At 43.9% G+C, this 12315-nt stretch carries 11 protein-coding genes; all 11 read right to left on the bottom strand.

All coding sequences use genetic code 11. The features are described 5' to 3' along the window. Positions 1 to 103: 103 nt before the first annotated feature. The gene (locus ACERDH_RS05735; protein ID WP_386684482.1) at positions 104 to 1378 is read right to left on the bottom strand and encodes a hydroxymethylglutaryl-CoA reductase, degradative; all 1275 of its coding nucleotides are present in this window, start codon (positions 1376 to 1378) and stop codon (positions 104 to 106) included. Beyond that, the gene (locus ACERDH_RS05730) at positions 1378 to 2550 is read right to left on the bottom strand and encodes a hydroxymethylglutaryl-CoA synthase (RefSeq protein ID WP_386684696.1); all 1173 of its coding nucleotides are present in this window, start codon (positions 2548 to 2550) and stop codon (positions 1378 to 1380) included. The genes ACERDH_RS05735 and ACERDH_RS05730 overlap by 1 nt, the downstream gene beginning before the upstream one ends. Positions 2551 to 2663: 113 nt before the next feature. Further along, positions 2664 to 3113 carry a threonine/serine exporter family protein gene (locus ACERDH_RS05725; protein WP_386684479.1) on the bottom strand — a complete coding sequence of 150 codons (450 nt, stop codon included), beginning with the start codon at positions 3111 to 3113 and terminating at the stop codon, positions 2664 to 2666. 1 nt (position 3114) lies between these two features. Continuing rightward, a complete protein-coding gene (locus ACERDH_RS05720) occupies positions 3115 to 3873 on the bottom strand; it encodes a threonine/serine exporter family protein (protein ID WP_386684476.1) in 759 nt (252 codons plus the stop codon). 94 nt (positions 3874 to 3967) lie between these two features. Then, positions 3968 to 5869: a Stk1 family PASTA domain-containing Ser/Thr kinase gene (pknB, locus tag ACERDH_RS05715; protein WP_386684473.1), complete on the bottom strand. Its 1902-nt coding sequence runs from the start codon at positions 5867 to 5869 to the stop codon at positions 3968 to 3970. Further along, a complete protein-coding gene (locus ACERDH_RS05710) occupies positions 5866 to 6606 on the bottom strand; it encodes a Stp1/IreP family PP2C-type Ser/Thr phosphatase (protein ID WP_386684470.1) in 741 nt (246 codons plus the stop codon). Before ACERDH_RS05710 ends, pknB begins: the two co-directional genes overlap by 4 nt. A gap of 14 nt (positions 6607 to 6620) precedes the next feature. Continuing rightward, positions 6621 to 7934: a 16S rRNA (cytosine(967)-C(5))-methyltransferase RsmB gene (rsmB, locus tag ACERDH_RS05705; RefSeq protein WP_386684467.1), complete on the bottom strand. Its 1314-nt coding sequence runs from the start codon at positions 7932 to 7934 to the stop codon at positions 6621 to 6623. Continuing rightward, on the bottom strand, positions 7927 to 8862 hold the full coding sequence (fmt, locus tag ACERDH_RS05700) for a methionyl-tRNA formyltransferase (RefSeq protein WP_386684464.1): 936 nt from the start codon (positions 8860 to 8862) through the stop codon (positions 7927 to 7929). The genes rsmB and fmt overlap by 8 nt, the downstream gene beginning before the upstream one ends. A 12-nt stretch (positions 8863 to 8874) precedes the next feature. After that, positions 8875 to 11271: a primosomal protein N' gene (locus tag ACERDH_RS05695; protein ID WP_386684461.1), complete on the bottom strand. Its 2397-nt coding sequence runs from the start codon at positions 11269 to 11271 to the stop codon at positions 8875 to 8877. Positions 11272 to 11336: 65 nt separating this feature from the next. After that, the gene (gene rpoZ, locus ACERDH_RS05690; protein WP_000979235.1) at positions 11337 to 11651 is read right to left on the bottom strand and encodes a DNA-directed RNA polymerase subunit omega; all 315 of its coding nucleotides are present in this window, start codon (positions 11649 to 11651) and stop codon (positions 11337 to 11339) included. A 24-nt stretch (positions 11652 to 11675) separates the two neighbouring features. Next, positions 11676 to 12302, bottom strand: coding sequence for a guanylate kinase (gene gmk / locus ACERDH_RS05685; RefSeq protein WP_218493929.1), 627 nt, complete (start codon positions 12300 to 12302; stop codon positions 11676 to 11678). Positions 12303 to 12315 lie beyond the last annotated feature (13 nt).

Below are 12315 nucleotides of genomic sequence, written 5' to 3'. Positions count from 1 at the left end.
GCAGGCTGTACTTGAGTACGGCAAGGCGAAGCTGACGTGGTTTGAATTTGATTTTCGAAGAGTATAAGCACAAGAAAACTCAGACCGATTCGTCTGAGTTTTTTTATGATCTTAAGTTTTCGAGATAGCGCTGGGCTGTCTCTAAGTTAAAGGTTTTATCTGCGATAAGTCGCTCAACTAGGGGAGCAACTTCAGACTCACTGGCACCTGCTAGGAGAGCTAAGGATTTGGCCTGCAATTTCATGTGGCCTTGCTGTATCCCTGTACTTACCAAGGCTTTGAGGGCTGCAAAGTTTTGGGCTAGCCCGATAGAAACAATAATCTGAGCTAATTCTTTGGCAGAAGGATTTCCCAGTAGTTCGTGACTAAGGGCCACACGAGGGTTGAGGCCGATAGAACCACCCTTGGTCGCTACAGGCATGGGTAAGGTCATCTCACCGACCAATTCTTCTCTTTCAAGGTCCAGCGTCCATTGACTAAGACCTTGGTAGCTTCCATCTTGACTGGCAAAGGCATGGGCCCCTGCTTCAATGGCACGCCAGTCATTACCAGTGGCAATCAAAATGGCATCAATACCATTAAAAATCCCTTTATTGTGGGTAGCAGCTCGGTAAGGATCAGCCCGCGCAAACTGACTAGCCAAAGCAATTTTCTCTGCAATTCCTCGTCCTTGATCCTTTTGGCGGCTCAAGTATCGAAAGGCGATGCGACAGCTTGCTGTCACCAGAGAATCTGTCGCGTAGTTGGACAGAATCCCCATAAGACTTTGTCCCTGACTGAGTTCTTCTAAAACAGGTTTCAAGGCTTCCAGCATGGTGTTGAGCATATTGGCTCCCATGGCTTCCTGGGTATCAACATGGAGATAAACAACAAGGAAGTCTGTTTCGCCATTTATCTGCTCTACATGTAAATCACGCGCCCCACCTCCACGTTTGACGATAGAAGGATAGGCTTGATTGGCAAGTTCCAAGAGCTCAGTCTTTTTGTTTGCAATCTTCTCTTGGGCTTGTTCAGGATTAGCAACTTGATAAAGAGCTACTTGCCCAATCATCTGGCGCTGATGAACCTGAGCAGTAAAGCCACCTGCTCGCTTGATGATTTTACTTGCATAGCTGGCCGCAGCAACCACGGACGGTTCTTCTGTCACATAGGGAACTGTGTATTCCTGACCGTTAACGAGAACCTCTGGGACCAGCGAATAAGGCAGTGAAAAAGTTCCCACTACATTCTCACTCAGCTGGTCTGCCACAGTCACACTCATCTGTTCATCCTGCTCCAAACTCTCTTGTCTCTCAGGACTAAGGAGCGCCTGAGCTTTTAACAGCTCGAGGCGCTCTTGGTATGATTTTTTAGAAAATCCATTCCAACTTATCTTCATTATTTTTCAACCTTGCTATAACGGCGTTGGTGGTCAACAATTTCAACCAAGGCAAAATCTTGATTTTCATAGCCAGCAAACTGGGCAGAATTTGTTTCATCTAAGTCTACTTCTTCAAAGAAGACTTTTTCATAGTCTGCAACAGACAGGGCAGTTCGTTGGTCAAGTTTGTTCAAGCGGTCTTTATCCAGATAAGCTTCATAACCTTCAACCAATTCACCACTGAAGAACTCAGCCACAGCACCACTTCCGTAACTATAAAGGGCGATTTTATCGCCAGCCTTCAAGCTATCTGTATTTTCCAAGAGAGACAAAAGTCCAAGGAAGAGGGATCCTGTGTAGATATTTCCCACCTTTTGACTGTAGAGAATAGACTGGTCAAAATGGTTTTGTAAAAGGTCTTTTTTCTCTTGAGGCAGGCTCTTATCCATGATTTTTTTCAAGCCTTTTAGAGCTAATTTAGGGTAAGGCAAGTGGAAGCAAACAGCCGCAAAATCATCCAAAGTAAGCTGGTAGCGTTTTTGGTATTCAAGCCAAGTCGTTTTCAAGCTATCCAAGTATTGTTGGGTAGAATAAACACCATTTACATACGGAGTTGTAGAGTAATTTGGACGCCAGAAATCCATGATATCACGGGTCTGAGCCACATTGTCATTATTAAAGGCCATAATGCGTGGATTCTGTGTAATCAACATGGCCACACTTCCGGCACCCTGAGTGGGTTCTCCTGGAGTTTCAATACCATACTTGGCAATATCACTGGCAATGACCAAGACCTTGGACTCTGGAGAATTTTCCACATGCAATTTGGCATAATGAAGGGCAGCTGTCGCTCCATAGCAGGCTTCTTTAATCTCGAAACTACGAGCAAAAGGCTGGATGCCCAGCAAACCATGCACAAAGACAGCTGCAGCTTTACTCTGGTCAATTCCTGACTCGGTAGCCACAATGACCATATCAATTTCTTCTCTTTCTTGCTCAGTTAAGATAGAGTCACTAGCACTGGCCGCCAAGGTCACAATATCCTCAGTTAGGGGTGCAATACTCAATTCTTTGAGCAAGAGTCCTTTACTTAATTTTTCAGGGTCAATTCCCCTCGCTTCTGCTAAGTCTTGTAATTTCAAGACATATTGACTGGTCGCAAAACCAATCTTATCAATACCGATTGTCATATTTACCTCTGTTTTATCATTCATTGTAAAAAATCGTTCTATACTATTTTATCACAAATGGCAGTAAAAGAGAGAAAAAAGACTTGATTCACCAAATCAAGTCTCTTGTTATTCTAACTATTATGATGTTTTTGTAAGTAGGAATACAGTCTGAGAATCACGGTTCCGCTAGCCATTCCAATGGAAATCACCAGAGCCAGCATGACAACCAAGGTCGCACTTGCCAGTGCTTTATTATAGTCTCCTGTCACAAAAAAGGCAGTTGTCCGATAAGAAAGGTATCCCGGAACCAGTGGTGCCAAGATGGCCAAGATAAAGACTACAGCAGGTGTCTTATAAAGAATACTTAAAATCTGGCTGACACAAGAACCTATAATGGCTGCAATAAAAGTAGCCACAATAACATTGGTCGGTTCCTTGAGCAAGAGATAGATTAGCCAGACAGCCATGCCCAAAATTCCTCCAGGTAAGAGCATAGATCGTTGCACATTGAGTACGATTAAAAAAGTGATAATAGCAAGAAGACTTGCTACTGCTTGTAATAAAAAGGTTGTTAGTGTCATATTAGTTCATCAATACCAAGGCAACAGAAGTTCCTGCCCCTAAAGCAAGGGTAATGAGCAGGGATTCAAACATCTTGCTCATACCAGAGTTTATGTGGTTAGTCATAATATCACGGACCGCATTGGTCAAGGCAATCCCTGGTACAAAAGGCATGACCGCACCAGCTATAATCAAATCTGCTGTTGAAGGAAAGCCTGTGTAGCGAGCCCAAAACTGGGCAATCATCCCAAAGACAAATGCTCCAGCAAAGGCTGTCACAAAGGGAATTCGGATAAATTTTTCCACATAGAGAGAAAAGGCAAAACCAAATAAAGTCGCCACTCCTGCCCCAAGTGCGTCGTAGATATTTCCACTAAACATAATTGAAAAGAAAGGAGCGCTAAAGGTCGCAGCCAGAGTTACTTGCAACTTGGTATAGGGAAGGGGTTGGGCTTGCAAGGCTGTCAATTGCTTTAAGGCTGTCTCTAAATCAAGCTTTCCACCTACCAACTGACGAGAAATCTGATTCACATCGCAGACTTTTTCGATGTTATAAGAAGAGGAAGTCACGCGTTTCATTCGCGAAATATTGGTATTTTCAATGGAGAAAAAGATAGCGGCAGGCATGGCAAGAACATTGCAATCCACAATCCCCTGCGAATGCGCAATACGGATCATGGTATCTTCTACACGATGAATCTCTGAACCACTTTTTAAGAGAATGGTCCCTGCTAGCATAATCACATCGATGACGGCATTTAATTCTTTTGACTCTTCCATGCTTTCCTCCTTTTATCAACTCCCTCTATTCTATCACAAATCTGGAGTCAAAAAAAATCTTTGCCACGAAATCATGACAAAGATTCTAGTATCACTATGGATTGTCTCGGGAAGTATCTCCTCGTTGTGAATTGCCTTGCGGATTTCCCTGTGTTGGAGTGGATTCTGCATCCCCTTGTTCGTTAGGTTTCCGAGAAGAACTTGAGGACGAAGAAGAGGATGAGGATGAAGAAGTTGAAGAAGAATGAGTTTGTTTCGCTTTATAAATAGAAATTTTAACACGAGTAGTACTCAAATCTACTTTTTCGCCTGCTTTTGGACTTTGCTCTACAACAGTCCCCTCAGCTGTTCCTTCAGGAGCTGTAGACACTTCTACAACTTCGATATTGGCTTTTTTAACTTCATATATCTGTGTAAGATTATTGACTGCAAATTCTCGGCTAGAACCAATATAACTTGGCATTGAAATAGAATTTACTTTTTTAGCAACGGTCAGAACTATTTGAGTTGCCTTGCTAAGATCGTAGGTTGTTCCCTCCGGCAAACTTTGTTTCATGATTGTACCAGCTTCGATTTCGTTGGATTCTTCTTCCTCAATCTTAATTAGATTTTCTGGAACCTTCTTTCCTTTCAACTCTGCCACTACATCACTAGATTTTCTTCCAAGATAATTTCCGAGTTGGAAGGATTGCTGACCAGAAGACACAATCAAATTAATTTTTGTTCCTTCTTTACGTGTTGTACCAGCATCAGGATCGGTACGAATAACCCTACCTTCTTCAACCTTATCACTGGCCTCTGCTTTTTCTTCACCAACCTCAAAATTGGCTTTTTTAAGAGCTTCTTTAGCTTCTGCAACCGTCTGCCCTGCCACTTTTGGAATGGCAATGGTAGCGGGCGTTCTATATAAAATCCATACCAAAGATGCCACAACTAACAAGAAGGTCGCAAATAAAATTGGATAACGTGCTTTCATGCGACGGCGTTTGGTTGGCTTTGGACTAGGTACCGTTTTTTCTGTCTGATGAGGCTGGGGCTTAGGTTGAGGTCTTCCCTCTTGTACCGGAGCTTTAGGAATAGAAGTCAAGGTACTTTGTGGAACTTTAGGAAGAGTCTTGGTATCCGCCTTAGTCGCATCGTCAAAGACTAGCTTTGGTTCATTACGACGATTATAAGACAAACTACTAGACAAATCCACATACATTTCAGCGACTGATTTGTAGCGATCTGTCAATTTCTTGGCAGTTGCCTTGATAACAACATTTTCTAAAGCCTGAGGCACAGATGGATTTTCAGCTATAACCGATGGCAATGGTTTCTGGAAATGCTGGAGGGCAATGGTCACCGCACTATCCCCATCGTAAGGAATATGACCTGTCAGCATCTCGTAGAAAATAATCCCCATAGCATAGATATCACTCTGCACAGTTGCTTTAGAACCACGCGCCTGCTCTGGCGATAAATAATGAACCGAACCTAGCATTGAGTTGGTCTGAGTCAAACTCGTCTCAGCAAAGGCTACTGCGATTCCAAAGTCTGTAACCTTGGCAGTCCCATCTGGTGTCAAAAGGATATTTTGCGGTTTTAAATCTCTATGAACAATTCCTCGAGTATGGGCTAAGCGCATAGCCAAGAGGATTTGTCCCATGATTCGAATCGCTTCTTCATTTGAAAGAGGGTGATGTTCCTTGATATAGCGTTTGAGGTCTAATCCAGCAACATATTCCATTGCGAGATACTGTTGCCCCTCTTCTTCACCAATATCTGTAATCCGAACGATATGAGGATGGTCCAGATCCGCCATGGCTCTCGCTTCCCGCTGGAAACGTGCCACAGCAATCGGGTCTGTTTGGTAGTTGGTCCTCAGGACCTTCACTGCCACTTCTTCACCGTCCAAAATCAAATCCTTGGCCAAATAGACATCTGCCATGCCTCCTCGACCAATTTGTTTGATAATTCGATACCGCCCGGCAAAAATCTTGCCGATTTGGATCATTCCGTTGCCTCCTCATTAACAGCAATAAGGGCAACTGTAATATTGTCCAATCCACCAGCATTGTTGGCAAAACGGATCAAGGTTGCTGCCTTATCTGCCAAAGGAATATCGCTGGTTACAATATCATAGATTTCACTTCCTGAAATCATATTTGTTAATCCATCACTATTAAGTAGAAGATAGTCTCCCGGCTCAAGGGTAATTATTCCAAAATCAGGCTGAATTTCATCTTTTTGACCGATTGACTGGGTAATAATATTTTTCTGTGGGTGGCTAGCTGCTTCTTCAGGTGTCAATTGACCTGCCTTAAGCAATTCATTGACCAAGGAATGATCGCTCGTTAACTGGTGGTATTCTTCTCCACGAATTAAACCAATACGAGAATCTCCAACGTGGGCATAAATAGCCTGATTGTCAATAATGGCTACAGCCTCAAGAGTTGTTCCCATTCCTTTATAGGCTTCATCTTGCCCCAATTGGTTAATCTTTTTATTTTCCATCTCAAGGTTGTTAGCAAACCATTCACGCACCTCGTTGATGGTATCAATTTGGGTATCTACCCAAGCGATACCTAAATCTGTAACCGCCATTTCACTCGCGATATTTCCTGCACGGTGTCCTCCCATCCCATCAGCTAAAATAATCATTGTACGTCCAGCTCTATTGACATAGTGGTTGACATAGTCTTGGTTATTTGTTCGTTTCTGACCAACATCTGTTAATAATGAAATTTCCATGTGTCAGTTCCTTCCTAATCCGATATCTTGCGAAATTGACTGATGAAGAATCCATCACTTCCATACAATTCAGGTGTAATGAGGATACAGCCGTCTTTCATGATATCCTTACATTCATGTTCTAGTTTTACCTGCTCGAACTCAGGATGACTTTCTAAAAACGCCTCAACGACTTGAAAATTCTCCTCTGAGACAATAGTACAGGTACTATAAGTTATTATACCACCTTTGCGTAGTGTTTGACAAACACTACCTAATATTTCTAGCTGAATTTCCTGTAAGGACGCGAAATCTGCCGTTTCTTTATTGTATTTGATATCTGGTTTCCGGCGCAGCAGACCGATTCCTGAACAGGGAGCATCCACCAAAATCTTATCAAAAGAATTCTTACCAAAAAACTCATGCACCTTTCTGGCATCTAATTTTTGCGTTTGAACTCGGTCTGCAACTCCTAGACGTTGGGCATTTTCTTGGATCAAGCTCAGCTTATGGTCATAAAGATCTAGTGCAGTAACTCGACCTGTCGTCAGGTAAGAAGCTATATGGGCTGTTTTTCCTCCTGGAGCAGCACAGGTATCTAGAACCTGTTCATCACCTTGTAAATCAAGCGTCGGAGCAACAAGCTGGCTGGATTCATCTTGGATGGTAATAGCTCCATCCGCAAACAAATCATGGCCTGCAAAATGTCCTTGCTCCTTAACCAGACCAGAAGGAGACAAGGATGAAGCACTGGCCTCCAACAAGGCTTGGATTTCCTCTTTTTGGCTTAAATCTGTTACACGAATACTGGCTTTGTTTCGCACCAAGAGACTTTCAAAAATAGCTTGCGCTCGCTCCTCTCCGTATTCTTCCTTGAGCTTGGCAATTAACCAAACCGGGAGAGAATAGGCTATGGAATCACGCTTATTTTTTCGTTTGATGCTGGCAATATCTGGCCAACCTTCACGCAGGATACGACGAAGAACGGCGTTGACCAATTTTTCACTTCCCTTTTTACGGACTTTAGCCAATTCCACTGCTTCATTGACCACAGCATGGTCTGGAATCTTGTCCAGATAGCGGAGCTGGTAGGCACTCATGAGGAGAAGGACATAGAGCCAGTTATCTAACTGGTCTCGGTCTTCTATCAAGTGGGATAGGTACCATTCCAGAGTCAGTTTACGGGCTACCGTTCCATAGACCAGCTCGGTCACCAAGCCCTTGTCTGCTGCCGAAAGTTGACTTCCCTTGAGGTGTTTATTTAAAGCAATATTTGAATATGCTTGATTAACAAAAACATCCTCTAGCACTGCTAGAGCTAGACTTCTTGCCGTTTCTACTTTAGTCACCAAATCGTTCTCCTACAGTCAATGTCCGTCCAACTCCATTGAGGAAGGAAGCAATGTCCATCTTAGGCTTACCAGCTGGTTGCACTTGTTTGAGGGATAGAGCTCCTTCAGCTGTCGCGACGATCAATTCTTTCTTGCCGATAGAGAGGATCTCACCTGGATTTCCCTGACCTTCTACTGGTAGCGCTTCATAAATCTTAAATCGGTCACCCTTAAGGAAAGTATGGGCAACAGGCCAGGGGTTCATCCCACGGATCTGGTTAAAGAGTTGACGATTGCTTTTAGTCCAATCTAATTTTTCTTCCTCTGGCTGGATATTTGGAGAGAAGGTAACCTGACTTGGATCCTGCGGTTCAGGTTTGATATCACCAGCAATATAGGCAGGCAAAGTGTCCAAAAGCAAATCACGACCAACTAGCGCCAATTTTTCAAACAAGGTGCCAACATTGTCCTCATCTGTGATCGGAATGCTACGACGAGAAATCATATCCCCTGCATCCATTTCCTTAACCATTTCCATAATGGTCACACCAGCTTCCTCATCACCTTGAATCAAGGCATAATGGATAGGCGCACCACCACGGTGTTTTGGAAGAAGAGAGGCGTGAACATTGACCGCAAAGTCCATGCTATCAAGGAGTTTGCTTGGGAGAAACTGCCCAAAAGCAGCAGTCACAATTCCATCTGCTCCTAAATTCATAATAGCTTCCATCTCTAGACTTCCAGATAATTTTTCAGGTTGATAAATAGGAAGGCCTGCTTTCTTGGCAGCCTGCTTGACTGGGGTTTCTTGGATAACTTTTTTACGACCAACAGCACGGTCTGGCTGGGTCACAACAGCTAGAATCTCATAACGGTCATCTGTCAAAAGTCCTTTTAAGACTGTTGCTGAAAAGTCGGGGGTCCCCATAAAGATTAATTTTGTCATATCTTCTCCTTCTTATAAAAATTGCTGTGGCTCATGGTCAATGCTGAGACGGAGCTCACTATTTTCCCGTTCTTGAGTCAAGGCCAAGACTTGGTTGAGGGTCGGCCCCAGCTCATCTTCTAAACGATATTTAATTAAAATTTGGTAATGATAGAGGTTGTGGGTGCGGGCAATGGGTTTGGGCGTTGGCCCAAGAATGTTACTGGTTTCTGACAAGCCTGACCTCAAAATGTTCATGACTTCATAGGCGCGTTTAATCACCTCTTCTTCCTTCTTATGAGAAAGGGTAATACCAATCGTGAAATAGTAAGGTGGATAACCAAGTTGTCGTCTGATTCCCATTTCATAGGCATAAAAGCCTTCGTAATCCTGATCCTTGGCAAATCGAATAGCATAGTGCTGCGGATTATAGGACTGAATCAAGACCTGACCAGCTTTTTCAGCACGACCTGCACGGCCTGCCACCTGAGTCAAGAGCTGGAAAGTTCTTTCAGAAGAACGGAAGTCAGGCAGATTCAAGGCTGTATCTGCATTGAGAACTCCTACTAGGGTCACATTGGGAAAATCCAAGCCCTTGGCAATCATCTGTGTACCTAGCAAGATATCCGCTTCCCCTCGTCCAAACTGGTCAAGCAGGGCTTGATGACTACCTTTCTTACGAGTCGTATCCACATCCATCCGCAAAATACGGGCTTGGGGAAAGAGTTCTGTCAGCTCGTCATAAGCCTTCTGTGTTCCCGTCCCATAGTAACGAATGCTACGGCTCTTACAGTTAGGACAGACCTTAGGAATATCCTTGGAGAAACCACAATAATGGCAATTCATGGTCTTGGTATCCATATGCAAGGTCAGGGAAATATCACAGTTGGGACAAGTATCTACCGTCCCACATTCCCGACACATGACAAAGCTAGAATAACCACGGCGATTGAGCATGAGAACCACCTGCTCTTTTTTAGCTAGACGGTCTTGAATGGCTTCTAGCAAGGGAGGCGTAAAGTTTGACGTCTCGTTTTGTCCGATATAGTCACGAAAATCAACCACTTGAACCTCAGGGATCCTAGCTAAAGGATTGGCGCGTTGAGTCAGACGCAAGTGTTGATAGACGCCTTTTCCAGCCCGCGCACGGCTTTCCAGACTAGGAGTTGCTGAACCAAGTACCAGAGCTGCTTGATTGTACTGGGACCTTAGAATAGCAACCTCTCTAGCATGGTAACGGGGATTGCTGTCCTGCTTATAAGTCGCTTCGTGCTCCTCATCGATAATCATAACACCTAGATTCTTCAGCGGAGCAAAGATGGCCGATCTAGCACCAACAACAACTTGGGCATCGCCACGTTCCACTTTGCGCCATTCATCATACTTTTCACCATTAGACAGGCCAGAGTGAAGAATGGCAACCTTATCCCCAAAACGAGCGATAAAACGCTCCGTCATCTGAGGAGTCAAGGAAATCTCAGGTACCAGCAAAATAGCTGTCTTGCCCTTGTCCAAGGCCCCTTGGATAATCTGCAAGTAAACCTCGGTCTTCCCACTTCCTGTAATCCCTTGAAGGAGGAAGGGAGCCTGATGACTGCCAATCGCACTGACAACCGCATCACGCGCCTGTCTTTGCTCTGGATTCAATTCCAAAGGCTGACTTGCTTCAATCCCTTCAAAATAAGCAGCCGAGCGTTGAACTTCCTTTTGGACTATGGTCACAGCACCTTGTTCCACAAAGAAGTTGACTTGCTCCCGCGAGTAGGACTCTAACAAACTAGCCAAAGAAGCACTCTCTGGATGAGACAGCAAATAATCTCTCAATTCCAACTTTTTCTTAGCACGCGTAGAAATCTCTACACTTTCTAATTGAGCAAGGTCAACCTCATACCAAGACTGGGTCTTGACCTTCTTTTGATCAATTGCCTGATATTCTAGACCAAGCAGGCCTTTTCTAGTCAAACGCATCATTTCAGCTTGCTTAGCTAAATCCAGAGAAGAAAATGCAAGCGAATCCTCTGAACCAAACAAGCGCTCTCGGTCTTCCTGACTCAGACCTGCAAGAGGATAGAGAATCTTGTCATAGCTGGAGTTCAGAAATCCTGGTAGCATAGCCTTGAGGATGGAGATTTTATAGGAGAAGACGGACTTGCGTAACTCCTCAGCAAGCCAGAGTTGTTCTTGCGTGAGAACAGGAGAAAAATCCAGCACCTCCGCAATATCTTTTAAATCATGATTAGCCTCTTCTTCATCTGGTTGGGACTCCAAACCAAGAACAATCCCTTGAATCAGGCGATTCCCCTTACCAAAGGGCACATGAACCCGCATCCCAACTTCCAGCATTCCCAGAAATTCCTCAGGAATCCTGTAACTATAAGGCTGGTCTGTCTGCATCAAGGGCACATCTACGATAATCTTAGCTATAGTCATCTTCTCACCTCCTCCTTGTCAGTACATTCTTGCAATAGAAAAAATAAGATTGAGTCCCCCCAACCTTAAATTTTTTCACCATCTTCTTTTTCTTTAGCGATTTGCTCTTTGATTTTCTTTTCTTCTTCTTCTTTGCGACGTTTTTCTTCTTCGATACGGCGACGCACTGCTTCACGTTTACCTTCTGGATCTGGGTGAATTGTAACGTTCCCTGATTCGATTTCTTCTAAAGCGCGAAGAGTTGATTTTTCAGACTTGAAACCTTGAGTTGCTGGCGCACCTGCTTCCAATTCGTGGGCACGTTTTGCTTCCAAGATTACGAGTGAATATTTTGATGGAACCTTGTCGAGCAAGGTATCAATAGAGGGTTTTAACATCATTTGCTTGTACCTATTTTCTAAATTTTATCGGCTAGTTGGAGATTTTGGTAACATCTCCTGATAGTGACCAATGACACGATCCACACGGAAGTGCTCTGCTTCGATAACACGTTTGACACGCTCAGCAGCTAGGGGCACCTGATCGTTGACAATCGCATAATCATACTCACGCATGAGAGCAATTTCTTCCTTGGCTTTTTCGATTCGTTGGGCAATCACTTCTGCACTGTCTGTTCCACGACCTACCAAACGATCTTGCAATTCATCCAAATCTGGTGGTGTCAGGAAGATAAAGACAGCATCTGGAACCTTTTTCTTAACCTGAAGAGCACCCTGAACTTCAATTTCAAGGAAAACATCGATTCCCTTGTCCAAGGTTTCATTGACGTAGGTCAGAGGAGTTCCATAGTAGTTGCCGACATATTCTGCGTATTCCAACATCTGACCTTGACGAATCAGCTCTTCAAACTCTTCCCGAGTACGGAAGAAATAATCAACACCGTCCACTTCTCCAGGACGTTGTGCGCGTGTCGTCATAGATACAGAATATTGAAATTGATTTTCAGAACTCTCAAAAATCTCTCTTCTAACCGTTCCTTTTCCAACCCCTGAAGGACCAGAAAAAACGATTAGTAAGCCTCGGTCTACCATTGTGTCTCCTTTT

This window comes from Streptococcus bovismuti (assembly GCF_042436615.2).
GTDB lineage: Bacteria > Bacillota > Bacilli > Lactobacillales > Streptococcaceae > Streptococcus.
This window is presented reverse-complemented; position numbering and strand designations above follow the sequence as displayed.

What these genes read in the sequence shown, in the direction of transcription:
- gmk (WP_218493929.1), bottom strand. Translation starts at nt 12,302, where the DNA reads ATGGTAGACCGAGGCTTACTAATCGTTTTTTCTGGTCCTTCAGGGGTT.
- ACERDH_RS05720 (WP_386684476.1), bottom strand. Translation starts at nt 3,873, where the DNA reads ATGGAAGAGTCAAAAGAATTAAATGCCGTCATCGATGTGATTATGCTA.
- ACERDH_RS05695 (WP_386684461.1), bottom strand. Translation starts at nt 11,271, where the DNA reads ATGACTATAGCTAAGATTATCGTAGATGTGCCCTTGATGCAGACAGAC.
- rpoZ (WP_000979235.1), bottom strand. Translation starts at nt 11,651, where the DNA reads ATGATGTTAAAACCCTCTATTGATACCTTGCTCGACAAGGTTCCATCA.
- ACERDH_RS05735 (WP_386684482.1), bottom strand. Translation starts at nt 1,378, where the DNA reads ATGAAGATAAGTTGGAATGGATTTTCTAAAAAATCATACCAAGAGCGC.
- ACERDH_RS05710 (WP_386684470.1), bottom strand. Translation starts at nt 6,606, where the DNA reads ATGGAAATTTCATTATTAACAGATGTTGGTCAGAAACGAACAAATAAC.
- ACERDH_RS05725 (WP_386684479.1), bottom strand. Translation starts at nt 3,113, where the DNA reads ATGACACTAACAACCTTTTTATTACAAGCAGTAGCAAGTCTTCTTGCT.
- fmt (WP_386684464.1), bottom strand. Translation starts at nt 8,862, where the DNA reads ATGACAAAATTAATCTTTATGGGGACCCCCGACTTTTCAGCAACAGTC.
- ACERDH_RS05730 (WP_386684696.1), bottom strand. Translation starts at nt 2,550, where the DNA reads ATGACAATCGGTATTGATAAGATTGGTTTTGCGACCAGTCAATATGTC.
- pknB (WP_386684473.1), bottom strand. Translation starts at nt 5,869, where the DNA reads ATGATCCAAATCGGCAAGATTTTTGCCGGGCGGTATCGAATTATCAAA.